This window comes from Parafrankia sp. BMG5.11, assembly GCF_004337455.1.
The window spans coordinates 1-24,827 of the sequence record NZ_SJXI01000057.1 but is presented as its reverse complement, the minus strand read 5'-3'; the positions used below and the strand labels follow the sequence as shown (position 1 = coordinate 24,827).

The following is a 24,827-nucleotide window of genomic DNA, read 5'->3' as shown; positions in this document are numbered from 1 at the left end:
CGGGCAGGAGGCACTCACCACATGGCTCCGCGCACACCGCCCAGACTCGCTGTCCCCGGCGGGCCGGTCCAGCGGCCGGTGGCCTGACTGTGGACCTCAACCCCCGGCACGGGCAGGGCTACCCCGGGCACAGCTATCCCCCCGAACGCCCGGACTCGCCGCACCCGAATGCCGGCTACGCCGAGAGCTCCACCCACCCCGGCGGATACCCAGGGGACGATCTTCCGACCGAGAGCTACCGGGCGGAGGACTTCCGAGCCGATGATCAGCCTACCGAGAGCTACACGCCGGACCAGTTCTCCGGGTCCGCCTACCCGGAGAACGGCTACGCCGACAACGGCTATGCGGAGAACGCCTATCCGGACGGCGCCTATCCCGGCGCCGGCTACCCGGCGGGCACGGGTGGCTACCGGGACGGCGACTATCACCACGAGTACCCCGAATCCGCGTACTCCGAACCCGGCTACCAGGGTGAGACGTACCCGGACGGCACCTATTCGGGCAGCGGATTCAACGAGGACGGATACGCGGAGGACACCGATCCGGCCACGATGCTCCTGGGCCAGCGCGCCGCCCCGGGCGAGGCGGACGACGACGCGCACGACGAGGTGATGCGCTGCCCGGTGTGCGCGGCGCCCAACTACCAGGACGCCCGGTACTGCGAGGCCTGCGGTTTCGCCCTGACCGGCGTCCCGGTGGCCGGCGGCGACGAGGACCACCGCGAGATCGACCTCGGCCCGCTCGCCGGCGTGTGTGACCGCGGCGTGCGGCACACCACCAACGAGGACTCGATGGGCGTGGCGATCGTCCACGGCACGCTGATCGCAGTGGTCTGCGACGGGGTCTCGACGACCCCGGGCTCCGGGGAGGCGTCCGCCGCCGCCGCGGCGACCGCGACGGCCATCCTCGCCGACGCGGTACGCGCCCACGGGCCCGGCGAGGCCGTCCCGTACGACGAGCGGCCGGCGAGCCGGGCGAACGACGTCCTCGACGTTCTGGAGGAGTACTCCGAGTACGACGAGCCGCGCACCGCTCCGCGGCGGATCTCCGGTGGTTTCGGCCCGGACGAGGCCGACATCGCCCTGCAGCGGGCCGTGGAGGCCGCCCAGGCCACGATCGCCCAGCTCAGTGCGGCGGAGGGCCGGATGGCGCCGTCCTGCACCTTCGCGGCGGCGATCATCACGCCGCCGTCGGTGGACGGCCCCGGCATGGTGACCGTCGGCTGGGTCGGCGACAGCCGCGTCTACCTGCTCGGCCCGCGCTGGTGCGAGCGGCTCACCGCGGACGACACCTGGGCGGCCGAGGCGGCCCGGGCCGGGCTCATCCCGGCGTCGGAGGCGGAGACCCACCGGCGCGCGCACACACTGACGCGCTGGCTCGGCGGCGACGCCGAGGACGTCACCCCGCACACCGCCGCCTTCCCGATCGAGACCCCGGCCACCGTCCTCGTCTGCAGTGACGGCCTGTGGAACTACTCCTCGCGCCCGGACGTCCTCGCCGCGCTGGTGAACCAGCTCGAGCCGAGCGCGTCCGCGCTGGACGTCTCCCGCCACCTCATCGACTTCGCCATCGACCAGGGCGGGCACGACAACATCACCGTGGTCGCGGCGAGGGTGACGAGCTGACGATGCCGCCGCGCCCGCAGGCCGCCCGCCGTGTCCGCGGGCGGGGCCGCTCCAGATCCGGCTCCGGCTCCCGGCGGCGCTGCCGCGCCCGGGCCGCGGCGGGCGGATGAGCGCGTTCACGGCGAAGGTGTACCAGAACGAGTTCCTGCCGGTCGGTGGGACCCAGGTACACGCGGTGATCACGGTGACCTCGACGGGCGCCCCGGCCGCCCCCCCGATCGCGGGCCGGCCGACCGGGCGTCCGGAGCAGGCCATGGTCATCCTGCTCGACTGCTCCGGCTCGATGGCGAACCCGCCCGCGAAGGTCACCCAGGCCCGCCGCGCCGTCCGGGCGGCGCTCGACAGCCTGCCCGACGGGGCGTGGTTCGCGGTGGTGCGCGGCACCGGCTCCGCCGCGATGGCGTACCCGCGCTCGCCCGAGCTGGTTCCGGCGTCCGCGGCGACGCGGGCGGCGGCCTGCCACGCGGTGGACGCGCTCGAGCCGCACGGAGGCACCGCCATGGGCCGCTGGCTGCGGCTGGCGAACGACCTGCTGGCGACCCGGCCCGACGCCATCGGCCACGCGCTGCTGCTCACCGACGGGCAGAACGGCGAGATGGAATCCGAGCTGCTCGGCGCCGTCGACGCCTGCCAGGGCCGGTTCCAGTGCGACTGCCGAGGGGTGGGCACCGACTGGCGGGTGGAGGAGCTGCGGGCGATCGCCACCGGCCTGCTGGGGACGGTGGACGCCGTCCCCGAGCCCGCCGGCCTCGCGGCCGAGTTCGAGCGGATCGTGGCCACCGCCCTCGACCGGGCCACCGACCGGGTCTCGCTGCGGCTGTGGACGCCCACCGGTGCCTCGCTGGACTTCCTGCGCGAGGTCACCCCGGACCTGCGGGACCTCACCGGCTCCGGCCGGGCCGTCGACGACCACTGCACGGACTACCAGACCGGGGCCTGGGGGATCGAGTCCCGGGATTACCACCTGTGTGTCCGCCTACCGGCCCGCGAGGTCGGCACCGAGGTCCTGGCGGCCCGCGTAAGCCTCGTCGTCGACCACCAGCCGACGTCATCCGCGCTGGTACGCGCACTGTGGACGGATGACACGGCACTGGCCACCCGGGTCAACACGGAGGTTGCGCATTACACCGGTCAGGCCGAGCTGGCCAGGGTCCTGGCGGACGGGCTGGAGGCCCGTCAACAGGGAGACGACGTCACTGCCACACTGAGGCTTGGGCGGGGAGTACAGATCGCGCTCGCGTCGGGCAACGAAGCAACCTACCGCCTCCTACAGAAGGTGGTTCACATCGACGATCCCACAACGGGTACGGTTCGTCTGAAGAAAAACGTCGAGAAGATGGACGAGATGGTCCTCGACTCGAGGTCAACCAGGACTGTCCGGGTGAACAGGTGATCAGGTGAGCGCACGCTGCCCGGAGGGGCACCTGTCGCACGATCCCGACTACTGCGATCAGTGCGGGCTGCGGATCGTGGGTGGTCAGGAGCGATACGGCTACCGTCAGGACGACGCCGGGCGCGGCGCCGCGTACAGCGCGGGCGCGCCGACGGGGCGTCCGGCAGACCCGTACGGGCGTCGGACGCCGGAACGGGACCCCTCGGTGCCCCCGGGGCCTTCGGGCCCCGCCGGAGCGCCGGGAGGCTATGACCCGCTCGGCATCCGGCGCGCCCCGGCCGACGCGCCAGGCGTGGCGGATCCGCCGCGTGGCGCCGGCCGCGGCGGCGACCCCTACGGGGGCTACGGCCGCGAGGGATACGCCGAGGAGCCGCGCTCCGGACGGTCGTACCCGGCGGCGGACCCGTACAACCGCGACGGGTACGGGCGCCCCGCCGACGAACGGGCCCGGCCTGACGAGCGGGCCCGGCCTGACGAGCGGGCCCGGCCCGACGGCCGCGGCGAACGGCCGCGGGATGGGCTCGACCCCTATGGCCGTGAGCGCGACGACCGCGGCGGTGCCGGCGGCTTCGGCGGCCGCGACGACCGCACCCCGCCCGGGTACGGGCGGGACGACCGCGGCGGTGCCGGCGGCTTCGGCGGCGGGCGCGGCGAGCCGGATCCCGCCGGCTACCCTCGCGCCCGCGACGACCGCGGCGGGTACGGCGCGCCCGACGGGCGGGGCGGCTACGGCCCCGGCGAGCCGGGCCGGCCGGCGCCCGAGGCCGACGACCGGCGCGGCTACCGTGACGACGGCTACGGCCCGAACGGCGGCGGCTACGGTGCGGACCCGCTCGGCGTGTCGGCCGCCGGCGCGACCCCGGTACCGGCCCCGGCCGGCACCCGCGACCGCTACGCCCCCGCCCCCTGCCCGAACTGCCGCTCGCTGAACGAGCCGTCCGCGCGGTTCTGCGAGACCTGCGGGCTCGACTTCAGCACCGGCCAGCTGCCCGCTCCGGCGGGCGCGGTGCCCGTCGACGACGCGGGCGTGACCTCCCGGCAGACCGGGTCACGGCGCGGCGCCGAGGCCCGCCACTCCACCGACCCGCGGATGGCCGACCCGCGCCGCGCCGACCCGAGGCTCGACGATCCCCGGCTCGGCGACCCGCGCGCGGCCGATCCCCGGATGGGCGGCGACCCGCGAACCGGCTCCCGTGGCCGCGAGTGGGACGAGGCCGGTCCCGGTGGCACGTGGGAGGCCGTCATCGAGGCGGAACGCGAGTACTACGACAGCGGTGACGACCACCGCGTGCCGTTCCCCGCGTTCTACCCGCGCCGCGTCTTCGTCCTGACCGAGTCGCAGATGCTGATCGGCCGGCGCAGCGAGTCGCGCGGCATCCACCCCGAGATCGACCTCTCGGGAGCACCGGAGGACCCGGGCATCTCCCGGGCGCACGCGACCCTGGAGCGGATGCCCGACGGCACGTACGCCGTGCGTGACCCCGGCTCGACGAACGGAACCCGCCTCAACGACGAGCCGGACCCGATCGAGCCCGGCCGTCCGATCCCCCTGCGCGACGGCGACCGCGTCTACGTGGGTGCCTGGACGAGGATCACCGTCCGCGCGCAGTAAGCCCCACCTGGCGGGGCCGCCCGGCTTGGACACCGGGCGGCCCCGCCAGCCCCACCGGCTTCTCGCGGGACCCTCGCTGGCTCCTCGTCGGGGCCTCCGCCGGGCTACCGCGCTGAAGCGTGGTGCGCCAGCAGCACATGGACTGGCTCAGGCGACTCGCCTCGACGACGGGCCACGCGGATGGCCGGCCGGCCCGGATCTCGCCCCAGGCGGGCCGGCGGCCCGTCGCCTACGTGAGGTGCCAGCGCTGCCCTTCGGGCGTGTCCTCGATGACCACACCGGCCGCCGCGAGCCGGGAGCGGATGGAGTCGGCCTCGCTGTAGTCCCGCCGGGCCCTGGCCGCCGAGCGCAGGTCCAGCAGGACGTCCATGACGCCGTCGAGCGCGGGGCGCAGCTCGGCGCCCGCCGTCGGCCACTGCTCGACCGGGTCGAGCCCGAGGACGGTCAGCATCCGGCGGGCGACGTCCACCCAGCCGGCCAGCTCGCGGCTGTGGGTCTTCGACAGCACCTGGTTGCCCCGGCCGACCACGCCGAACAGGGCGGCCAGCGCGCGGCCGACACCGAGGTCGTCGTCCAGCGCCGCGGCGAACTCGGCCCAGGCCCCGTCCGCGTCCGCAGCCTCGGTGCCCGCCACGCGATCGGCCTCGGCGGCAAGCGCCGCGGCCTCCGCCGGCCCGCCCAGGATGTCCAGGGCGTTGCGGACGAACGTCTCGATCCGGTCGTGCGCCGCCGCGGACTCGTCCAGGGTCTGCTCGCTGTACTCCAGCGAGGAGCGGTAGTGCGCGGAGAGCAGGTGGTAGCGCAGCACCTGGGGGCGTACCGCGGCCAGCGCGTCGGTCACGAAGAACGAGTTCCCCAGCGACTTCGACATCTTGGTGCCGCCGGTGGTGAGCAGGCCCACGTGCATCCAGTAGCGCGCCATCTCGCCCGCCACGCCGGCACCGGCCACTCCCGCACCGGCACCCCTACCAGCCACGCCCGCACCCGCCGCGCGGGCGCCAGCCGGCACGGCGCCGCCGGAAACGGCACCTCGGGACGCCGCGCTCGCGGTCGCGGTCGCGGTCGCGGCTTCCGCGACCGCGAGCTCCGCCGCACACACGGACTGCGCCCGCTCGTTCTCGTGATGCGGGAACACCAGGTCGAGCCCGCCGCCGTGGATGTCGAACAGATCGCCGAGGTACTTGCCCGCCATCGCGGAGCACTCGAGGTGCCAGCCCGGCCGGCCGGGGCCCCAGGGAGAGGACCAGGACGGCTCACCGGGCTTCACGGCCTTCCACAGGGCGAAGTCCCTGGGGTCGGCCTTGCCCGGCTCGGACTCCGGGGACGGGTGCATCGCGGCGGGCCGCTGGTGGGAGAGCGCGCCGTAATCAGCGAACGCGCCGACGCGAAACCACACCGAGCCCGCGCCGGGATAGGCGAACCCACGCTCGACCAGGACGGCGATCATCTCGAGCATCTCGGGGATGTGCCCGGTGGCTCGTGGGGAGATCGTCGGGGGCAGGATCCCGACGGCCCGGTAGGCATCCTCGAACGCCCGGGTCTGCCGGGTGGCGAGCTCCCACACGCTCGTCCCCGCCCGCTCGGCGTTGACGATGATCTTGTCGTCGATGTCGGTGACGTTCTGGACGAACGTCACCGACAGGCCGCTCTGCGTCAGCCAGCGCCGCAGCAGGTCGAACGCGAGGGCGGTACGGATGTGGCCCACATGCGGCGGAGACTGGACGGTGGGCCCACACACGTACACGCCCACATGACCGGGGCGCTGCGGCACAAACGGCCGCACGCGCCGGGTGCGCGTGTCATAGAGGTGAAGACCCATCTGTCAAGGGTACGGCCCCGCCGCGGCGGCGGCGCCAAAGGGAGGTCCCCCGGGTCGGTCGCGGCGGGCTCAGCCGGTGGTGAGAACGCGCTCCGCGACCACCCGGATCACCAGCCGGACCTCATCCGGACCGTCCCACTGGTATGGGGACCCGGTGTACTTGGTGGCGAGCTGATCGATGAGCTCCTTGCCGCCCTCCTCGGAGAGCGTGGCCAGCCCGCGGACCTCCACGTAGCTGTACGGGTCCCGCTGATCGAGGAACATCAGCCCGACCCGCTGGTCACGCGCGATGTCACGCTCCTTCGCGCGCCCGCGCACGGTCGACAGGAGCAGCTCATCGCCGTCCCGGGCGATCCACAGCACGGTCAGGCGAGGCGAGCCGTCGGGACGGATCGTCGCCAGCGTCACGTATGTCGGAGCATCCGCGAGCGCCCTGACCGACTCGGGAAGCCGCGCCGCCATCACACTCCTCCGGGAGTCACTCACCGGGCACACCCTCTCACTCCACCCGGGATCCAACCTACGCCGATGCCAGTCAGGCATATCCCTTTGGCCACGACTTGGCCCACGACCATTTCGGACGACCGCGGGCCACTGACAGCCACAGGCACTGTCACGTGCGTCCGGTCAGACGGATCCCGCCGGGCACGGGGTAGTCGGGCGCCGGGGGCCGGGCCGGGAACGTCAGACGCGGGTGACCAGAGCCGTCGCGATGGCGGCCAGGCCCTCGCCGCGGCCGGTGAGGCCCAGCCCGTCCGTCGTCGTCGCCGAGAGGTTCACCGGGGCGCCCAGCGCCGCCGACATCGCCTCCTGCGCCTCGACCCGGCGCGCGGCCATCCGCGGGCGGTTGCCCACCACCTGGACGGCGACGTTCCCGATCAGCCAGCCGCCCTCGGCGAGCAGGCGCGCGGTCTCGCCGAGCAGCGCCGCGCCGGACGCGCCGGACCACTCGGGGCGACCGGTACCGAACACGGCACCGAGATCGCCGATGCCGGACGCGGTGAGCAGCGCGTCGCACGCGGCGTGCGAGGCGACGTCACCGTCGGAATGCCCGGCGAGCCCCGTCTCCCCGGGCCACAGCAGGCAGGCGACCCAGCACTCCCGCCCCTGCTCGAAGGGATGGACGTCGACACCTGTGCCCACCCGGGGCAGCGACGGTTCGGTCACCGCTGCCCGTCGCCGGGTGCGAACTGGGCCAGCAGGGCCTCCGCGAGGACCAGGTCAGCTGGTCGGGTCACCTTGAACGCCTCCTCAGCGCCGGGGATCGTCGTCACCGGCACCCCCAGAGCTTCCACCAGACCGGCGTCGTCGGTGACCGGGAGGTCCCGGTTCGCGTAGGCCGTGTGCAGGATGTCCCGCCGGAAGCCCTGTGGGGTCTGCACCGCGCGCAGGACGTCCCGGGGTGGGGTCCGCACCACCCGGCCGTCGGCGTCCACCTCCTTGACGGTGTCCGTCACGGGCAACACGGGGATGACAGCGGGATGGCCGTCGAGCACCGTGGTCGCGACGGCGTCCACCAGCTTGGCGGGCGTGAGCGGCCGCGCCGCGTCATGCACGAGGACCACGCCGATGTCGTCGTCCAACGCCTCGAGCGCGGCGCGGACCGAGTCCACCCGCTCAGCCCCGCCGGGGACGACGAGCACCCGTGGGCCCAGGATCTGGCCCACCACCTCGACGAGAGTCGGCGGTGCCGCTACGACGACCTGAGAGACGAGCGTGGACGACAGGAGCGTCTCCACCGCATGCAAAAGCATCGGACGGCCCCCGAGCGGCCGCAGTGCCTTGGGCGTGCCACCGCCGAGACGCTCGCCTCGGCCCGCCGCCGGGACGAGGGCCCCGACCCGGGTGCTCACCAACTCCGGCCTCCGCGGCGAACGCGCCTGACCGCCCGGGAGATCCGGACGGGTGAGAGGCCCCCTTCCGGGGGCACTCCCACGGGGATGAAAATCCGCCGCAACCACGATTCGGTCGGAAACATCAAGCCTTCCGCTGACGTCGGACGGCGCGCACAATGCCGCCCCGGTGTTGCCGACCGCGCATGTTCGAGCCTGCCGGTATCAGCCGGCGAGAACCTCGTCGAGCATGGCTTCAGCCTTGTCCTCATTGGTTCCCTCGGCGAGCGCGAGCTCGCTGACGAGAATCTGCCGCGCCTTGCTGAGCATGCGCTTCTCACCCGCGGAAAGACCGCGTTCACGATCACGCCGCCAGAGATCACGAACCACCTCGGCGACCTTGTTCACGTCACCCGAGGCGAGCTTCTCGAGATTGGCCTTGTACCGCCGGGACCAGTTGGTCGGCTCCTCCGTGTGCGGGGCGCGTAGCACCTCGAACACACGCTCCAGGCCGTCCTGACCGACGACGTCACGCACCCCGACCATGCCGACGTTGTCGGCTGGAACGCGGACAGTGAGGTCGCCCTGGGCGACCTTCAGCACGAGATAAAGTTTCTCTTCACCCTTGATGACGCGCGTTTCAATCGCATCAATCAGAGCAGCACCATGATGCGGGTAAACAACGGTCTCGCCGACTTGGAACGCCATGTGTCACGTGCCCCTTCCGCCTCTACCAGCGTAACACGCACGCATCGCCGCAGGTCAGACGCGCGCTGCTGGCCTGCCACGGGAAGGGGGCAGCCGTCGTGTTCCGGCCACCCTCCGAGGCCGGCAGGTACGGCACGCGACAGACCTGGCGCCGAGCCCGACCGGATCGGCGCAGGTCGGGGGCTATCAACGGGCGACGTGTCCGGTCTGGCGAAACAGATGGCGTTGCGGCGGAAGTTGTCCGGTTGTTGGCATCAAGAGCGTCGCGACACTACCGTCCCTACCCCGCTGGCCCCACATCGACCCGCCGAAGGTCCCCCGGAGCCGCCGTCCGCACCGGGCGTGTCGCGCCGGCTCGGCGGGCCGCCTCCCGCCCCCGTCCGCCCGCCCGCTCGCACTCGCCGTGCGACCGAAGACGGGGCGGCCGCCGCGGGGACCGAAGACCCTGTCTCCCAGGGCCCTGCGGCCTTTCTCCCCCGGACCTGTGGAATCCGGTCGGCCCGCCCCGAGGGTGCCGGGCCCTTCCAGGCCCCCCTGTTCGGTGCGCGCAACTGGCCCGAGTCATGACGAAGCGGATTCTCCGGACATCCGATCACGCAGATGACATCCGGTTGCGCGAGACGACGGGGAAACGCCATGCTCGCGGTCGCTCACCCGCCCCAGGCCGGCTCCCTTCCGCCAGCTCCACCCGCCGACCTGGTCAGACAGCTGAACCCGCCTGGACCCGCCCCCCGAGGCCACGGCTCTCCCGCCCACACCCGCGCCGCGGCGAACGGGTCCGACCTGCGGGCGGGTTCGCATGGGCCGTTCGGATCTGTTGTCAGCCGTCCGATCGGTCCGAGATGTCGAGCCCAACACGCTAGGCCGCACATAGCGGGCGCGGATGGCTAGTCTTAGCCCCGCACCCGCGGCTCCGACCTGGGACGCGGGTGACCGGGTGCGCTCCCGGTGCGCCACGCGGCGATCCACCGACTGGAACGTCGCGACGGCCCGCACCGGTGCGCGCCGGCCGCTGCGGGCCCCCGCAACGGCCACCTGACCGGTCACGACCGATCGGCACCGACGCGCCAGGCGCGCCGGTCCCTGCGCAGGAGGAGCCACCGAGCCGTGAGCCGCCGTCTGGGTGCTCGTTCCGCGACGTCCACCATCCATGGGACGCCGCACGTCGAAGCCGCCGAAACCGGTGGTCCGGGCCACGCCCCGGAAGTCGGCGGCGGCCCGAGAACCGCCCGCCGCGGCCGGGTCCGCGCGCGGGCCGCCCTGGCGACATCCGTCGCCGCGGCCGCCGTCGCCGCGGCCGCGCTGAGCGGATGCGCGTCCGGCACCGACGCCCTCACCAACTCCGCCCGCACCACGACCAACTCGGTGAGCGGAGCCGTTGGGTCGGTCACCCTGCGAAATGTCTACGTCGCGGGCCCGGCGAACGAGGGCGGGTCGGCGCAGGTCATCTCCGCCGTGTTCAACGGTGGAGCGGAGGAGGACAGCCTGATCGGGATTTCCTCCCCCGCCGCCAGTAGTGGCACGGCGCCCAAGCCCTCGATCATCCGTCCCGGTGCGGGCAACATCTACATCGCGAACGGCTCGGCGCCCACGCTGACCGGCCTGAACGAGACGCTGGCCATCGGCGACGAGGTGCCCGTCACCTTCACATTCGCGAAGGCGGGCAGCGTCACCCTCGACGTGCCGGTCGAGGCCCCGGCCCCCGGGGCCTCCGGTGGCCCGGTGGCCCCGACGGCGCCCGCGGAGACCTCGGCGTCCCCGTCCGGCACCGCCACGCCGTCCAGCGGCGCGCCAGCCGAAAGCGGCGCACCGGCGGTCGGCGGCACGACGACCGAGCCCGGCGCCCCCGCGGAGAGCCCCGCCCCCGCTGGCGCCCCCACCGCCCCGACGGCCTGACCCACCCGCGGCCGGCGGCCGGGGCAGGTCGCCAGGTCGGGGCCAGGCAGGCTGCCGGGCCCCGACGACCGTCCGCCCGCCGTCTTCCCTTGATCTGTACGAAGTGTGGCGGGTCAGTAAGTCCATGGACTTACTGACCCGCCACATTTCTGTGAGCAGGTCCCGTTTCGGCCGCCAGGCCGCGGTTCAGCCGCTGGGCCCGGCTTCGGGGATCAGGCCCGCGCTCTGGTGCCGAGCAGCTCCTCGCCGGTGCCCTGAGGGGCTCCTCAGTAGTGCCCGGAGGTGGGAGCCCGCCCTGCTGGAGGTGGGAGCTCGCCCTGATTGTCGGACCTACCGGCTACGGTGGCCGCCATGTCGTCTACAGGTCCCGCGGCGCGGTCCGGTGCGGGCGCAGGGCGTGCCTCCTCGCGGGCGGGCGCGGGTTCCCGCAACCCCGCGGGTGGTTTCCGGTGCTCGGCCTGCGAGGCCGAGGCCGTTCGGTGGGCCGGCCGGTGCCCGCGTTGCCAGGCCTGGGGCACCCTCGAGGCGCAGGCACCCGCCCCCCGCCGGGCCGGCGGGTTCTCGGGTGGGCTGGGTGGCACCGGTCGCATCGGGGCCGCGGCCCCGGTGACGGCGCCGGCCACCCCGGTCACGGCGGTCGACGTGACGACCGCCCGCTCGCGGCCCACCGGCATCGGTGAGCTTGATCGCGTGCTCGGCGGCGGGATCGTCCCCGGGGCGGTGATCCTGCTCGCCGGGGAGCCGGGTGTGGGCAAGTCGACCCTGCTGTTGGAGGTCGCCGCCCGCAGCGCGGCCACCGGGTCGCGCTCGCTCATCATCACCGGGGAGGAGTCCGCCGCCCAGGTCCGCCTGCGCGCCGGGCGGACGGGCGCGCTGCATCCCGATCTCTGGCTGGCGGCCGAGACCGATCTTGGCGCGGTGCTCACCCATGTCGAGCAGGTCCAGCCGGCCCTGCTGGTCGTCGATTCGGTGCAGACCATCTCCTCCTCCGGCTTCGACGGGTCGGCCGGCGGGGTGACGCAGGTGCGCGAGGTGACCGGCGCCCTGATCCGCACCGCCAAGGCGCTGGGCCTGGCGACCGTGCTGGTCGGCCACGTGACGAAGGAGGGCGCCGTGGCCGGGCCGCGGCTGCTCGAGCACCTGGTGGACGTCGTCGTGCACTTCGAGGGCGAACGGCACTCGACGCTGCGTCTCCTCCGGGCCGGCAAGAACCGCTACGGCCCGGCGGACGAGGTGGGCTGCTTCGAGATGCACGACTCGGGCATCCGCGAGGTCGCCGATCCCAGCGGGCTGTTCCTGTCGCGGTCCGGCGGCGCCGGGCCGGCGGCCGTACCCGGCACCTGCGTCACGGTGACGGTGGAGGGCCGGCGTCCGCTGGTCGCCGAGGTGCAGGCACTGGTGGCGGAGGCGTCGGCGCAGGTGCCGCGCCGCGCGGTGTCGGGGCTGGACGCCGCCCGGGTGGCGATGATCCTCGCCGTCGTCGAGCGGCGGGCGCGGGTCCGGTTCGGCCGCGCGGACGTCTACACGGCGACGGTCGGCGGGGTTCGGCTCGCCGAGCCGGCGGCGGATCTGGCGGTGGCGCTGGCCACGGTGAGCGCCGCCCGCGACCGGCCGCTGCCCGGTGATCTGGTGGCGATCGGCGAGGTGGGCCTGGCGGGCGAGGTGCGTTCGGTGGGCGCGGTGCGTACGCGGCTCGCCGCGGCGGCCCGATTGGGCTTCCGCCGGGCGCTCGTGCCGACCGGGTCCGGAGAGGCGCCGGAAGGGTTGACCGTCCAGGAAGTACCGGACCTTATCGCGGCCATTGCGCACATGTACGACGAATGAACCTGCTTTGGTGATTGCCGGATATGGTGAGGCCGCTGTGAGCCCACACTGATCCGCATGCGACTTACCGATACCATTACGGCGACGGGCACGACACGGTGGGGGCGTTCGACGCACAGGACGTCGAAGAACAACGAGGGAGCCTGATGGCAGGACCACCCGGGGATGACATCTTCCGGGCGACACTCGCCGCGGTCGCGCCCGGTACCCCGTTCCGTGACGGTCTCGAGCGCATCCTGCGTGGGCACACCGGAGCGCTCATAGTGCTCGGCCACGACAAGGTCGTCGAGGGCCTGTGCACCGGCGGATTCGAGCTCGACGTGGAGTTCTCGGCCACCCGCCTGCGCGAGCTGGCGAAGATGGACGGCGCGATCGTGCTCTCCTCCGACCTCGCGCGGATCGTGCGGTCCGCCGTGCACCTCGTCCCGGATCCGACGGTCCCGACCGAGGAGTCCGGCACCCGGCACCGCACCGCGGAGCGGGTCGCGAAGCAGACCGGCTTCCCCGTGATCTCGGTCAGCCAGTCGATGCACATCATCGCTCTGTACGTGGCGGGGCGGCGGTACGTGCTCGACGGCGCCGCGGCCATCCTCTCCCGCGCCAACCAGGCGCTGGCCACGCTCGAACGCTACAAGCTGCGCCTCGACGAGGTCGCCGGCACCCTCTCGGCGCTGGAGATCGAGGATCTGGTCACCGTCCGTGACGCGATCTCGGTGAGCCAGCGGCTGGAGATGGTCCGGCGGATCGCCGACGAGATCGAGAGCTACGTCGTCGAGCTCGGGACGGACGGCCGGCTGCTGTCGCTGCAGCTCGAGGAGCTGATGGCCGGCGTCGAGACCGAGCGCGAGCTCACCGTGCGCGACTACCTGCCGGTCGGCTCGCGGGCGGGCAACGCCGCCCAGGTGCTCGCCGAGCTGTCCGCGATGTCACCGACGGACCTGCTCGACCTGACCGTCATCGCCCGGGTGATCGGCTTCTCCGGCGGGGCGGACATCCTCGACCGCCAGATCAGCCCGCGTGGCTACCGGATGCTGGCCAAGGTCCCGCGCCTGCCGCGGATGGTGGTGGACCGCCTCGTCGACCACTTCAGCACCCTGCAGAAGCTGCTCGCCGCCGGGGTCGACGACCTCCAGGCGGTTGACGGCGTCGGTGAGACCCGCGCCCGCGCGGTCCGTGAGGGGCTCTCCCGGCTCGCGGAGTCGAGCATCCTCGAACGCTACGTCTGAGAGCGCCGCGGTAGGCGGTGCGGTGGCGGGAGGCGGCCGCGGGCGGGCTGAGGGCCGGCGGTGGGCGGTGTGCCGGGGCTTGAGACGATTCCCGCGATGACATCCGTGCGAATGGCTGACGAGGTGCTGGAGTGGTTCGCGGTCTGTGCCCGCGACCTGCCCTGGCGGCGGCCCGAGACGACGCCGTGGGGCGTCCTCGTCAGCGAGATCATGTTGCAGCAGACGCCGGTCAACCGGGTCCTGCCGGTCTGGGCGGAGTGGCTCAGCCGCTGGCCGACACCGGCCGACCTCGCCGCGGAGCCCTCCGGTGAGGCCGTGCGGGCGTGGGGGCGCCTCGGCTACCCCCGCCGGGCTCTGCGACTGCACCAGGCCGCCACCGCGATGCTGGAACGGCACGGCGGCACCGTCCCGGACGAGCTTGACGACCTGCTGGCACTGCCCGGTGTCGGGAGCTACACGGCCAGGGCCGTGGCGGCGTTCGCCTTCCGGCAGCGCCACGCCGTGATCGACGTGAACGTCCGCCGCCTGGTCGCCCGGGCTGTCGAGGGGGTCGCCGAGGGACCGACGTCGGTCTCCCGGCGCGACCTCGCGCTGGTCGCCGACCTGCTGCCGGCGGACCCGGAGACCGCGGCGCGGGCGAGCGCGGCGTTCATGGAGCTGGGCGCGCTGGTCTGCGTGGCCCGGGCGCCCCGCTGCGCCGCGTGCCCCGTCCGGGACGGGTGCGCGTGGCTGGCGGCCGGCAGCCCGCCCTTCGAGGGCCCGGCCCGGCGCCCGCAGGGCTACGCCGGGACCGACCGCCAGGTGCGCGGCCGTCTGCTGGCCGTGCTCCGGGAGGCGACCGGGCCGGTCGAGCAGGCCGACCTCGACGCGGTGTGGGACGAGCCCGTCCAGCGCGACCGGGCGCTCGCCGGGCTCCTCACGGACGGCCTGGTCAGCCGGACGGCGCCGGGCGTCTACGCCCTTCCACACTGACGCCCCGGGCCTCCCGCCCGGACGCCGCGGCCCTCTTTCGCATTCCGCGGACCATTTCACGGCACTTCGGCGGCACGGAAGTGCCGTGAAATGGTCCGCCCCGAAATCAGGTCGGGCGCGGAGCGGGAGCCCGAAAGCGATATCCGATCCCGCGGATGCTCTCGATGAGCGGCGGATGAACGTCGATGAGGCCACGGGAAGTCACAACCGGGCGCGACACGCCGGGAGCGTCGGCGGAGTCGTGTCGCTGCGCGGCGGCGCCGTCGGCCGCGCCGGAGATGGAGTCCCCGAGGCGGCGGCGCAGGCGGCGCACGTGCACCGCCAGCGTGTTCGGGTCGGTGTCGGCCGAGCCCCAGACCTCGGTGAGCAGGGTCTCCCTGGTGACGACCCGCCCGGCGTGCCCGAGCAGCAGGTGCAGCAGCCGGAACTCCCGTGGCGGCATGTGGACGGCGCGGCCGTCCACGGTGACCTCGTGCGCGTCGACGTCGAGGACGACCGGCCCGGAGCGCAGCACGCTCGATGCCGCGGGGACCGCCAACACGCCGGCCGACCCTGGCCGGCCCGTGCCGCCGGCGGTGAGGAGCCCGCCGAAGCCGCCGGCGCCCTCCGGGCCTCCGGACGAGCCGGCGCGGCCCGCGGCCGGCGTCATCCGGGTGCCTGAACCGCTCAGACCGCCCGAGCCGTCCAGGCCGGCCGTGACGGCCGCCAGGCCGCCGACGGCACCGACCATCGCCAGCACCTCGTGCAGGCGGTACGGCTTGCCCACGCAGGCGCTCGCCCCGGCCTCGAGCGCCGCCGCGGCCTGTTCCCGGTCACCGGGGCCGACCGCGAACAGGATGGGCGTGGTGTCCCGGCCCGCCACCGAGCGGACCGTGCGGATCACGGTGACGCCGTCCACCACCGGCAGCCGTGCGCTGATCAGCACGGCCGACGGGTCGAGCCGACCGATCTCGACGAGGGCCTGGGCGCCGTCGGTGACGACGCTGACCTCCACGCCCCGGCCGCGCAATGCCGGTAGCAGTTCGTCGTTCGCCTCGTCGTCGGCTATGAGCAGCGAGGGCGAGGGCTGCCCGTGATCTGGCGCGGCGGAGGCGACCGCACCGTCGCCCCCGCCGCTGGCCGTCGGCCACACGTCGGGAGATCTCAGCCGAACCGCCCGGAGACGTAGTCCTCGGTGCGCTTCTCCTTCGGGTTGCTGAAGATCTGCGAGGTGCGGTCGCATTCCACCAGCCGTCCCGGGTCGCCGGTCTTCTCCAGGGAGAAGAAGGCCGTCGTCTCGCTCACGCGGGACGCCTGCTGCATGTTGTGCGTGACGATGACGATCGTGTAGCTGGACCGGAGCTTCTGGATCAGGTCCTCGATCGCGAGGGTGGAGATCGGGTCGAGCGCGGAGCACGGCTCGTCCATGAGCAGCACCTGCGGCTCGACGGCGATCGCGCGGGCGATGCACAGTCGCTGCTGCTGGCCTCCGGACAGCCCGGCGCCGGGCCGGTTGAGCCGGTCCTTGACCTCGTCCCACAGGTTGGCGCCGCGCAGCGACTCCTCGACCCGCTCGTCGAGCAGTGCCTTCTTGCGGATGCCGTTCAGCTTCAGCCCGGCGATGACGTTCTCGTAGATCGACATCGTGGGGAACGGGTTGGGCCGCTGGAAGACCATGCCGACGTTGCGGCGGACGTTCACCGGGTCGACCCCGGGGCCGTACAGGTCCTCCCCGTCGAGCAGGACCCTGCCCTCGACCCTGGCTCCGGGGAGGACCTCGTGCATCCGGTTGAGCGTCCGCAGGACGGTCGACTTCCCGCAGCCGGACGGGCCGATGAAGGCCGTCACGGTCTTGGGCTCGATCGTCAGGTTCACGTCGGCTACGGCCTTGAACTTCCCGTAGTAGGCGGTCAGCCCGGAGATGTCGATACGGGTGGCCATTGCTACCTCGACTCAGGTGTTTGTGCGGTCGGTCGGTTCGTGGAAGAAGGCAGTACCCGGACTGCCGACTGGCGCCCTGGGCGGACGACGACGGCCACCACGGGCTACTTGATCGTCGCCCGGCGCGCCACGAGCCGAGCGAGCAGATTGAGCAGCATGATGATGATAATCAACGTGAGCGCCGCGGCCCAGGCTCTGTCGATCGCGACCTGCTGCGGCTGTCCGGCCTGTGAGTAGATGTACAGCGGAAGGGCCGACTGTTCACCGGAGAACGGGTTGAAGTTGATCGAGTTCGCGCCGAAGACGGTCAGCAGCAGCGGCGCCGTCTCGCCGGCGACCCGGGCGACGGCCAGCATGACGCCGGTGACGATTCCCGGCAGCGCGGTCGGGAGCACCACCTTCAGAATCGTCCGCCACCGGGCGACACCGAGCGCATAGCTCGCCTCGCGCAGCTCGTCGGGAACGAGTTTCAGCATCTCCTCGGCGGAGCGCACGACCACCGGAATCATGAGGATCGTCAGGGCGAGGGCACCGGCGAAACCGGAGAAGCTCTGCCCCAGCGCGAGAATCCAGAAGCCCAGCACGAACAGACCGGCGATGATCGACGGGAGGCCGGTCAGGACGTCCACGAAGAAGCTGATCACGCGGCTGATCCGGCCGGTTCCGTACTCGACCAGGTAGATGGCGACCAGCAGCCCGAACGGCACCGCCATGACGCTCGCCAGCCCGACCTGCTCGAGGGTCCCGATGATCGCGTGGTAGACGCCGCCGCCGGCCTCCCGGGCATTGATGCTGCGCATCGAATGCGTGAGGAAGTTCCCGTCCAGCCGCTCCGCGCCCCGCGTCACGACACTGATGATGATCGCCAGCAGCGGGATGAGCGCGAGGAGGAACGAGCCGAACACGGCCGAGGTGACGAGCCGGTCCCGCGCCCGCCGTGACCCCTCCACCATGACCGACGCGATCGTCTGCCCGATGCCGAACAGGATCAGCGCGATGAGGACGAACTGGATCCGGCTGTGGATGGAGGTCACCAGGTAGAGCAGGAGGGTCAGCACGACCGCTCCCGCAGCGATGGCACCGAGTACCGGCCGACCGAGCGTCTGCCCGCGCAGGTTCAGCGAACCGTCACCGACCGGAGCCGTCGGCGCCGTCGTCGTCGCGGTGCTCATGCCGCGCGTCCCGAGAACTCGGCACGCCGCGCGATGACGGCTCGAGCAATCATGTTGACCACCATCGTGACGACGAAGAGAACGAGACCGGACGCGATGAGAGCGCCCTTTCCGATGTCGTTTGCCTCACCGAAGCCGTTCGCCACGTTCGCGGCGATCGTGTTTCCGGCGGGAGTGAGGATGTTCCAGGAGATGTTGAAGGAGGCCGGCAGGACGAGGGCGACCGCGATCGTCTCGCCCATCGCCCGGCCGAGACCCAGCATGGAAGCGCTGATCACACCCGGCTTGCCGTAGGGAATGACCGCCGTCCGGATCATCTCCCAGCGGGTGGCGCCGAGCGCGAGAGCAGCCTCACGATGAGTGATGGGCACCTGGGAGAAGACCTCCCGGGATATCGCCGCCACGATCGGGAGAATCATGATTGCCAGCACCACGCTGGCCAGGAACATCGAACGTCCGACCGTGCTGTCATCGATGTTGAAAAGCGGGATCCAGCCGAAGTAGTCGGCCAGCCAGGACTGCGTCCCGTTGAAGTGCGGAGCGAGGACGATCAGGCCCCAGAGACCGTAGATGACGCTCGGCACGGCCGCGAGCAGGTCGACGATGAAACCGAGCCCGGAGGCCAGCCGGCGAGGCGCGTAAATCGTGATGAAAAGCGCGATGCCGACCGCGACCGGAACCGCGATGACCAGCGCCCCCACGGCGGAGACCAGAGTTCCGAACAGGAGGGCGGCGACACCGAAGACGGGCGGGTCGGCGTTGGCCCGCCATTCCTCCGTGGTGAGGAAGTTCCCGGTGTTCGCGCTCAGGGCGTCGGTGGCCCGCAGCACCAGGAAGATCGCGATCAGCGCGATGAGCACGAGCAGGCTGACGCCCGCCGTCCTGGTCAGGTTCTTGAACGCGACGTCGGCCAGGCCGACCTTCGGCTTGGCGTCCGCCGGCGGTGTGATGCCCGGTGGCACGAGTTCCGGCGGCGTTGTGCCCGGCGGTGTCGCGCCCGCCGCTGTGATGTCCGTCGACGTGGTGCTCGTCGGCGCGGCCTCCGCCGCTGGTGCGGTGGCCGCCTCCGGGGTGGTCGGTGAACCGGTCCCCCGAGACCCGGCGTCGGCCGGGCTACCCGGCTCAGTCGTCATCCGTACCTACCTCGACTCTTCCTCCCTCAGGGGGCGGCCGGCCCGGCTGCCGGTCGGATCGACCGGCAGCCGGGGCGACCGCCCGGAAAACCAGGTTCCGCGGCCGGGGCGACGGTGCCCCGGCCGCGGAAGGACATGCTGGTCAGCCCGTCAGCCAGTTCTATCCGTCAGGCGATCTTGGCGATGACGGCGCGGACCTTCGTGGCGATCTCGTCCGGCAGCGGGGCGTAGCCGAGCTCCGTGATCGCGGCCTGGCCGTCCGCGGACGCGATGTAGGTCAGGAAGCTCTTGAGGAGCGGAGCCTGGTCGGCGGGAGTGCCAGCGGTGCAGGCGATCTCGTAGGTGGCCAGGTAGATCGGGTAGGCACCCTTGGTCGCCGTGGTGTAGTCGAAGGTGAGCTTGAGGTCGTCACCCTCGGCGACCTTGGCGGAGCTGATGCCGATCGAGGCGGCGTCGGTGCTCACCTCGACGAACTCGTCAGCGGCGTTGCCGATCAGCGCGGTCGACAGGCTGGCGTTCTCCGCGTAGGAGAGCTCGACGTAGCCGATCGCGTTCGGGGTGGACTTGACGGTCGAGGTCACACCGTCACTGCCCTTGGCGCCCTGGCCACCCGGCGCGGTCCAGTCGGAGCCGCCCTCGAAGGTCCAGTCGGACGCCGCGGCGCCCTTGAGGAACTTGGTGAAGTTGTCCGTCGTGCCCGAGCCGTCCGAGCGGTGGACCGACTGGATCGGAGCGTCCGGCAGGCTCGCGCCGTCGTTGTCGGCGACGATCGCCGGGTCGTTCCACTTGGTGATCGCACCAGAGAAGATCTTCGCGATGTTCGACGCGCTGAGGTTCAGCGTGTCGACGCCGTCGAGGTTGTAGATGAGCGCGATGGGCCCGACGACCATCGGGATGTCGACGGCCGCACCGCCGGTGCAGCGGGCGTCCGCCGCGGTCTTCTGGTCGTCCTTCAGCGCGGAGTCGGAACCCGCGAAGGTGATCTGCTTGTCGATGAACTGCTGGCGTCCAGTCGACGAGCCGGTGCTCTGGTAGTTGATGGTGGCGCCGTCACACGCGTCCTGGTAGGCCGAGACCCACTCGTCCATCGCGTTCTTCTGCGCGGAGGACCCCGACCCGGTGATCGACCCCTTGGCGCAGTCGATCGCGCCGGCGGAGGCCGTGGACGCGGTCCCGTCCGCCGTGTCGGTGTTGTCGTCCGAGCCACACGCGGCCAGAGAGAGCAGCGCCGCGGCGGCGAGGCCCGCGACGATCTGACGCTTGCCTAGGTTCACTAGCAATCCTTCGTCCATCTGGTTCGCGCCTCGCGGCGCGGATCTGGTCCCGCCCCCCGGATCGGGGTGCCGGCGAGAATCGAAGCGATGCCGAGTGAACGAAGGGTGAACATCGACGGACATGAACCGCACTCAAACAGGAACACATCCCGGCCATGGGTTTCGACACGAGTCGACAACCCACACACGACCCATTTAGCTACCTTCAGTAGTTGCACGCTACACACAGAGGCACCATGGCCGGCGGTGGAACGGAGTCGTGAGCGCATGCGACAGGTTGCCGTCATCGGTCCGGGCGAGGCGACACCGGAGCAGGAAACCGACGCCGAGCGCCTGGGCGCGGGCCTGGCGAGGCTGGGGCTGACCGTCGTGACCGGCGGCCTCGGCGGCGTGATGGCCGCGGCCTCGCGGGGCGCCCGGGCAGCCGGCGGGCGGACCCTGGGCCTGCTTCCAGGCAACGATCCGGCCACGGCCAACCCGTGGATCGACGTCGTCGTTCCCACCGGTCTCGGGGAGGCACGGAACGCGCTCGTGGTCCGTTCCGCCGCCGCGGTGGTGGCCGTCGGACACGGCTGGGGCACGCTGTCCGAGGTCGCCCTGGCGTTGCGGACGGGCGTCCCCGTCGTGAGCCTGCGAAGCTGGGCGCCGACGCCGCCGGCGGGCGACCCGAGGCACCGCGATCAACCGACGTCGGTCCAGGTGGCCACCGGCGTAACGGACGCGCTCGCGCGGGTCCAGGCTGTTCTCGAAGCCGCCGCGCCCTGAGCGGGCCTATCGCGCGCCGCGGGTCGCGTGGTCTCTCGCGTGACGTCTCGTCGGCAGGCCGGCGTAGGTCCCCGTGGCGGCCCGCCGACGAGACCACCCCCAGACACAAGGTCGCGCACACCGCTTACAAGACACTGCGAACGCACCATTTCGGACTTCTGATTACGCATACGAACCGGACTTTCGTCCCGCGTCACCAGACGTCCAACTCTGACCGGAGATCGTCCCTTGCCTTCCCGGCCAGCCGGCCGTTTGCTATAAAGCAAACAAGCGGTAGCTGACAGCATTGCCTCATAACCGCAGAGTCAGGAGGTGGTTCAGGCTCGACCCGAACGCACGTCACGGCGACGACGACGCCCCTCCGGTCTCACCCGGACTCGCCAGGGAACCACCCGGAACTCCCGCGAGCTCGGCGACGGCGCTGCCAGCCGTCGCCATCGCGTCGCCGATCGTTCATGTCGAGTTCGGTCGCCGGTCACCGCAAGCACCGGGTGCCGCCGACCGCGCTCCGCCCGCCGAACAGGCCCGGCCGGCACCGGCTGTCCGACGGAACCCCCAGCTCCACCGGTCAGCCCCACAGCCGGGACCAGGTCCCGCCGGCGGGACCAACGCGCGCTGAACACACCTGTCTCCGATCCCGCCCGCGACACCGAAGTCGGTGGACCGCCAGCAACAGGAAGGCAGCATGCACGATGAACACCGTCGACACCGGTGAACTCATGCCGGAACCCAGACCCGTATCCGGAGGTCCACCGCCGTCGCTGGCGGAAGTCGTCACGGTCCGGAACGGGTTACTGGTGGAGCACGAGCTGGTCCTCGCCCCCGGCGCGACGGCGGCCGACCTGACCAGCGCCATGATCCTGGTCCCGCCCGCCGCCGCCCTCGTCAGCCACCACGGTGACGTGGACCTCTCCCTCATCTTCCGCGAGGTCCCACGCCCGGATCCCGAGGACGCCGTCGCGCACCACTGAGCCGTCCGCCGAGCCGTCCGCCGGCCGGCCGCGGACGGACGGCTCACCAGCGGACGGCTCGGCAGCGGACAGCGCGGCAGAGGTGTCGCCGGCACGCTGTCCCGGCCGGGGCCCGCCGCATTCCGCGAGCGGTGGGTGCCCCCTTCCCATCGGCCGGTGACGCGCTGGTGACCCACCCGCCCGCCCGCCCGGCCCCGGCCGCGCACACCGGGGCCGGGCGGGCCGGGGCCGGTGCGGCCCGTCTCGGGGGGCGGGCCGTCTCGGAGCCGGGGCCGGAACCGGGCCCCGTACGCGTCCGCGGGGCCCGTGGCGGTCGCCTGGGCGGGCCGTGTCCGCCGGCCCGTCGTACCGAACCAATATCGTGGACGACGTGGCTGTTCTCACCCCCCGCTCCACCGACTTCCCGCGTTGGTACCAGGACGTGCTCGACAAGGCCGAGCTCGCCGACAACGGGCCCGTGCGCGGCACGATGGTCATCCGGCCCTACGGCTACGCGCTGTGGGAACGGATGCAGGCCGACGTCGACACCCGGATCAAGGCCGCGGGCGCGGTGAACGCCTACTTCCCGTTGTTCATCCCGGAGAGCTACCTGCGCCGGGAGGCCGAGCACGTCGAGGGGTTCAGCCCCGAGCTCGCCGTCGTCACCCACGGTGGCGGCAAGGAGCTGGCCGAACCGGTCGTCGTCCGTCCCACCAGCGAGACGGTGATCGGCGAGTACATGGCCAAGTGGACGCAGAGCTACCGGGATCTGCCGCTGCTGCTGAACCAGTGGGCGAACGTCGTCCGCTGGGAGCTGCGCCCGCGGCTGTTCCTGCGCACCAGCGAGTTCCTGTGGCAGGAGGGGCACACCGCCCATGCGGACGCCGCGGACGCCGCGGCCTATGCCCGCCGGATCGCGCTCGAGGTGTACCGGGAGTTCATGACCTCGGTGCTCGCGCTGCCGGTGTTCGTCGGGGCGAAGACCCGCAAGGAGCGCTTCGCCGGCGCGATCAACACGATGACCTGCGAAGGCATGATGGGTGACGGCAAGGCGCTGCAGATGGCGACGAGCCACGAGCTCGGCCAGAACTTCGCCCGCGCCTTCGACATCGACTTCCTCGGGCCGGACGGCGGCCGCCACCTGGCGTGGACGACCTCCTGGGGCAGCTCCACCCGCATGATCGGTGGCCTGATCATGGCTCACGGTGACGACAACGGCCTGCGGGTGCCGCCCGCGCTCGCGCCCACCCAGGTAGTGGTGCTCCCGGTCCGCGACGACGACGCCGTGGTCACGAAGGCCCGCGAGATCACCGACGCGCTCACCGCACTCGGCGTCCGGGCCAGGCTGGACGCCCGCCCCGGTCTGTCGTTCGGCCGCCGGGTCACCGACGCCGAGCTCAAGGGCATCCCCGTCCGGGTCGAGGTCGGGCCGCGCGACCTGGCCGCCGGCAACGTCACGCTGGCCCGCCGGGACACCGCCGAGAAGTTCCCGGTGCCGCTCGGTGAGGCCGCCGGCCGCGTCCCCGTCCTGCTCGACGAGGTGCAGGCGAGCCTGTACGCGCAGGCCCTGGCGCTGCGCGACGAACGCACCTCGGACGTCACCTCGCTGGCCGAGGCGGTCGAGGCCGCCGCGACGGGCTTCGCCCGGCTGCCCTGGCACCTGGTGGGTGAGGACGGCGAGGCACGGCTCGCCGAGGACTCGCTGACCGTCCGCTGCCTGCAGACGCCGGACGGCGCCCTGCCGACCGCGGACACCAGGGACGAGGATCTCGTCTGCCTCGTGGCCCGCGCCTACTGACACGGGCACGGCTGGTCCGGTGGCCACCGGACCAGCCGGCGCAGATCCCAGCCGGCGCAGATCCCAGCTGGCGCCAGCCAAACGAGGGCCGGCCGAACGAGGGCCGACGGGCCATTCCCGCTTTTCCGGCGCACCGGCCCGACGTGCCTTAGCGGTGGAAACCGCGATTAGGTGACCCGGTAACTGGCGTAGCCATTCTTGACACCGCGGACGGAAACATCGAAAAGCGATGGAAGTCCATTTCCGGACGGCTCCGCCCGCCGTCGGACGCCCGCTGACGTGCGGCGGACGCCCGTGAGATGCGCCTGCGGGACGCGGTAAGCCAGGCGCTCGGTGAAGATCCCGCGAGCGCTCTCCGACGATGTCCGAGATCCTCCCGAGCGACCGCGGACGGCCGCGTGGAGATCCATGGATCTCCGGTCCGGCTGGGCCGGGTCTACTCCACTGTCAAACGGTTGACTCCGAATTTGGCGTAAGTAGGATTACGACACGAAATAGGACGTGGCGGTCAGGACGCGATCGAGACGTGTCAGGCTCCACCGGGCCGCCTGCTCGGCCCGCCCGCCCCGGCACGCGTCCGAGAAAAGAGGGCGAGATGCGAACCGGGAGCGAAACGGCGGGCACAACCCGTGGCGGGCGGCGTTCCGGTGTGCACCTCGGAACTCTCACCGTGACGACGAGCGAGTCATCAAAGATGATCGACATCAACGAGGAGCGGCTGTGAAGCGGTTACTGATCGACGGAAAGCTTGTCGAGACCGAGCGGACGGTCGACTCGATCAACCCCACGACCGGCGAAGTCATCGGCCAGGCCGCGGACGCGACGGTCGAAGAGACCACCGCCGCGGTCAAGGCCGCCCGCAAGGCCTTCGACACCACCGACTGGCCGACCAACGTCGCGTTCCGCGT

22 protein-coding genes are annotated in these 24,827 nt (G+C 72.4%); 12 read left to right on the top strand and 10 right to left on the bottom strand.

What is annotated here, in order from left to right; all coding sequences use genetic code 11:
• Window positions 1–89 precede the first annotated feature (89 nt).
• The 3 genes from E0504_RS32575 to E0504_RS32565 all read left to right on the top strand — a co-directional run bounded on the left by E0504_RS32575 (window position 90) and on the right by E0504_RS32565 (window position 4,630).
• The gene (locus tag E0504_RS32575; protein ID WP_112108109.1) at window positions 90–1,625 is read left to right on the top strand and encodes a PP2C family serine/threonine-protein phosphatase; all 1,536 of its coding nucleotides are present in this window, start codon (window positions 90–92) and stop codon (window positions 1,623–1,625) included.
• A 106-nt stretch (window positions 1,626–1,731) separates the two neighbouring features.
• Window positions 1,732–3,018, top strand: a complete 1,287-nt coding sequence (locus tag E0504_RS32570) for a VWA domain-containing protein (protein ID WP_071065799.1) — start codon at window positions 1,732–1,734, stop codon at window positions 3,016–3,018.
• A 4-nt stretch (window positions 3,019–3,022) separates the two neighbouring features.
• Window positions 3,023–4,630, top strand: coding sequence for an FHA domain-containing protein (locus tag E0504_RS32565; protein ID WP_112108110.1), 1,608 nt, complete (start codon window positions 3,023–3,025; stop codon window positions 4,628–4,630).
• Between the two features lie 229 nt (window positions 4,631–4,859).
• Here the strand turns inward: E0504_RS32565 and E0504_RS32560 are convergent, their stop codons facing one another.
• The 5 genes from E0504_RS32560 to E0504_RS32540 form a co-directional block, all read right to left on the bottom strand.
• Window positions 4,860–6,449, bottom strand: coding sequence for a cysteine--tRNA ligase (locus tag E0504_RS32560; protein WP_131626494.1), 1,590 nt, complete (start codon window positions 6,447–6,449; stop codon window positions 4,860–4,862).
• 69 nt (window positions 6,450–6,518) lie between these two features.
• A complete protein-coding gene (locus tag E0504_RS32555) occupies window positions 6,519–6,911 on the bottom strand; it encodes a PPOX class F420-dependent oxidoreductase (RefSeq protein ID WP_012157807.1) in 393 nt (130 codons plus the stop codon).
• Between the two features lie 222 nt (window positions 6,912–7,133).
• Window positions 7,134–7,616: a 2-C-methyl-D-erythritol 2,4-cyclodiphosphate synthase gene (gene ispF, locus E0504_RS32550; protein WP_012157806.1), complete on the bottom strand. Its 483-nt coding sequence runs from the start codon at window positions 7,614–7,616 to the stop codon at window positions 7,134–7,136.
• Window positions 7,613–8,302, bottom strand: coding sequence for a 2-C-methyl-D-erythritol 4-phosphate cytidylyltransferase (gene ispD, locus E0504_RS32545; RefSeq protein ID WP_112108112.1), 690 nt, complete (start codon window positions 8,300–8,302; stop codon window positions 7,613–7,615). The genes ispF and ispD overlap by 4 nt, the downstream gene beginning before the upstream one ends.
• 204 nt (window positions 8,303–8,506) lie before the next feature.
• Window positions 8,507–8,989 carry a CarD family transcriptional regulator gene (locus tag E0504_RS32540; protein WP_006545253.1) on the bottom strand — a complete coding sequence of 161 codons (483 nt, stop codon included), beginning with the start codon at window positions 8,987–8,989 and terminating at the stop codon, window positions 8,507–8,509.
• 1,107 nt (window positions 8,990–10,096) lie between these two features.
• Here E0504_RS32540 and E0504_RS32535 point away from each other — a divergent pair.
• The 4 genes from E0504_RS32535 (at window position 10,097) to E0504_RS32520 (ending at window position 14,907) form a co-directional block, all read left to right on the top strand.
• The gene (locus E0504_RS32535) at window positions 10,097–10,885 is read left to right on the top strand and encodes a hypothetical protein (protein WP_131626493.1); all 789 of its coding nucleotides are present in this window, start codon (window positions 10,097–10,099) and stop codon (window positions 10,883–10,885) included.
• 351 nt (window positions 10,886–11,236) lie between these two features.
• Window positions 11,237–12,709, top strand: coding sequence for a DNA repair protein RadA (gene radA / locus E0504_RS32530; protein ID WP_200835460.1), 1,473 nt, complete (start codon window positions 11,237–11,239; stop codon window positions 12,707–12,709).
• 146 nt (window positions 12,710–12,855) lie between these two features.
• A complete protein-coding gene (gene disA, locus E0504_RS32525) occupies window positions 12,856–13,935 on the top strand; it encodes a DNA integrity scanning diadenylate cyclase DisA (RefSeq protein WP_112108607.1) in 1,080 nt (359 codons plus the stop codon).
• A 96-nt stretch (window positions 13,936–14,031) separates the two neighbouring features.
• Complete coding sequence (locus E0504_RS32520; RefSeq protein ID WP_235014762.1) at window positions 14,032–14,907, top strand: A/G-specific adenine glycosylase; 876 nt, start codon at window positions 14,032–14,034, stop codon at window positions 14,905–14,907.
• Window positions 14,908–15,013: 106 nt separating this feature from the next.
• On the opposite strand, the gene E0504_RS32515 is transcribed toward E0504_RS32520, so the two are convergent.
• From E0504_RS32515 to pstS, 5 genes are all read right to left on the bottom strand, one after another.
• On the bottom strand, window positions 15,014–16,039 hold the full coding sequence (locus tag E0504_RS32515) for a response regulator transcription factor (protein ID WP_131626492.1): 1,026 nt from the start codon (window positions 16,037–16,039) through the stop codon (window positions 15,014–15,016).
• Window positions 16,040–16,050: 11 nt separating this feature from the next.
• Window positions 16,051–16,827, bottom strand: a complete 777-nt coding sequence (gene pstB, locus E0504_RS32510; protein WP_131626491.1) for a phosphate ABC transporter ATP-binding protein PstB — start codon at window positions 16,825–16,827, stop codon at window positions 16,051–16,053.
• 104 nt (window positions 16,828–16,931) lie between these two features.
• Window positions 16,932–17,999, bottom strand: coding sequence for a phosphate ABC transporter permease PstA (gene pstA / locus E0504_RS32505; protein ID WP_112108601.1), 1,068 nt, complete (start codon window positions 17,997–17,999; stop codon window positions 16,932–16,934).
• Window positions 17,996–19,132: a phosphate ABC transporter permease subunit PstC gene (gene pstC, locus E0504_RS32500; protein ID WP_112108600.1), complete on the bottom strand. Its 1,137-nt coding sequence runs from the start codon at window positions 19,130–19,132 to the stop codon at window positions 17,996–17,998. Before pstC ends, pstA begins: the two co-directional genes overlap by 4 nt.
• A gap of 167 nt (window positions 19,133–19,299) precedes the next feature.
• Window positions 19,300–20,406 (bottom strand): phosphate ABC transporter substrate-binding protein PstS, encoded by a 1,107-nt coding sequence (pstS, locus tag E0504_RS32495; RefSeq protein ID WP_112108606.1) that lies wholly within the window; start codon window positions 20,404–20,406, stop codon window positions 19,300–19,302.
• A gap of 267 nt (window positions 20,407–20,673) precedes the next feature.
• Between pstS and E0504_RS32490 the strand changes: the two genes are divergently transcribed.
• From E0504_RS32490 to E0504_RS32475, 5 genes are all read left to right on the top strand, one after another.
• A complete protein-coding gene (locus tag E0504_RS32490) occupies window positions 20,674–21,171 on the top strand; it encodes a TIGR00725 family protein (RefSeq protein ID WP_071065786.1) in 498 nt (165 codons plus the stop codon).
• Between the two features lie 692 nt (window positions 21,172–21,863).
• Window positions 21,864–22,142 carry a hypothetical protein gene (locus E0504_RS32485; protein ID WP_071065785.1) on the top strand — a complete coding sequence of 93 codons (279 nt, stop codon included), beginning with the start codon at window positions 21,864–21,866 and terminating at the stop codon, window positions 22,140–22,142.
• 370 nt (window positions 22,143–22,512) lie between these two features.
• Window positions 22,513–23,919 carry a proline--tRNA ligase gene (gene proS / locus E0504_RS32480; RefSeq protein ID WP_112109259.1) on the top strand — a complete coding sequence of 469 codons (1,407 nt, stop codon included), beginning with the start codon at window positions 22,513–22,515 and terminating at the stop codon, window positions 23,917–23,919.
• Window positions 23,920–24,514: 595 nt separating this feature from the next.
• Window positions 24,515–24,643: a hypothetical protein gene (locus tag E0504_RS53605; RefSeq protein WP_306769285.1), complete on the top strand. Its 129-nt coding sequence runs from the start codon at window positions 24,515–24,517 to the stop codon at window positions 24,641–24,643.
• The coding region (locus tag E0504_RS32475; RefSeq protein ID WP_131626490.1) for an aldehyde dehydrogenase family protein at window positions 24,640–24,827 on the top strand (188 nt) is incomplete at its 3' end. The genes E0504_RS53605 and E0504_RS32475, both read left to right, overlap by 4 nt.

What these genes read in the sequence shown, in the direction of transcription:
- E0504_RS32570 (WP_071065799.1), top strand. Translation starts at nt 1,732, where the DNA reads ATGAGCGCGTTCACGGCGAAGGTGTACCAGAACGAGTTCCTGCCGGTC.
- E0504_RS32560 (WP_131626494.1), bottom strand. Translation starts at nt 6,449, where the DNA reads ATGGGTCTTCACCTCTATGACACGCGCACCCGGCGCGTGCGGCCGTTT.
- E0504_RS32555 (WP_012157807.1), bottom strand. Translation starts at nt 6,911, where the DNA reads ATGGCGGCGCGGCTTCCCGAGTCGGTCAGGGCGCTCGCGGATGCTCCG.
- E0504_RS32540 (WP_006545253.1), bottom strand. Translation starts at nt 8,989, where the DNA reads ATGGCGTTCCAAGTCGGCGAGACCGTTGTTTACCCGCATCATGGTGCT.
- radA (WP_200835460.1), top strand. Translation starts at nt 11,237, where the DNA reads ATGTCGTCTACAGGTCCCGCGGCGCGGTCCGGTGCGGGCGCAGGGCGT.
- disA (WP_112108607.1), top strand. Translation starts at nt 12,856, where the DNA reads ATGGCAGGACCACCCGGGGATGACATCTTCCGGGCGACACTCGCCGCG.
- E0504_RS32520 (WP_235014762.1), top strand. Translation starts at nt 14,032, where the DNA reads ATGACATCCGTGCGAATGGCTGACGAGGTGCTGGAGTGGTTCGCGGTC.
- pstB (WP_131626491.1), bottom strand. Translation starts at nt 16,827, where the DNA reads ATGGCCACCCGTATCGACATCTCCGGGCTGACCGCCTACTACGGGAAG.
- pstA (WP_112108601.1), bottom strand. Translation starts at nt 17,999, where the DNA reads ATGAGCACCGCGACGACGACGGCGCCGACGGCTCCGGTCGGTGACGGT.
- pstC (WP_112108600.1), bottom strand. Translation starts at nt 19,132, where the DNA reads ATGACGACTGAGCCGGGTAGCCCGGCCGACGCCGGGTCTCGGGGGACC.
- E0504_RS32490 (WP_071065786.1), top strand. Translation starts at nt 20,674, where the DNA reads ATGCGACAGGTTGCCGTCATCGGTCCGGGCGAGGCGACACCGGAGCAG.
- E0504_RS32485 (WP_071065785.1), top strand. Translation starts at nt 21,864, where the DNA reads ATGAACACCGTCGACACCGGTGAACTCATGCCGGAACCCAGACCCGTA.
- E0504_RS53605 (WP_306769285.1), top strand. Translation starts at nt 24,515, where the DNA reads ATGCGAACCGGGAGCGAAACGGCGGGCACAACCCGTGGCGGGCGGCGT.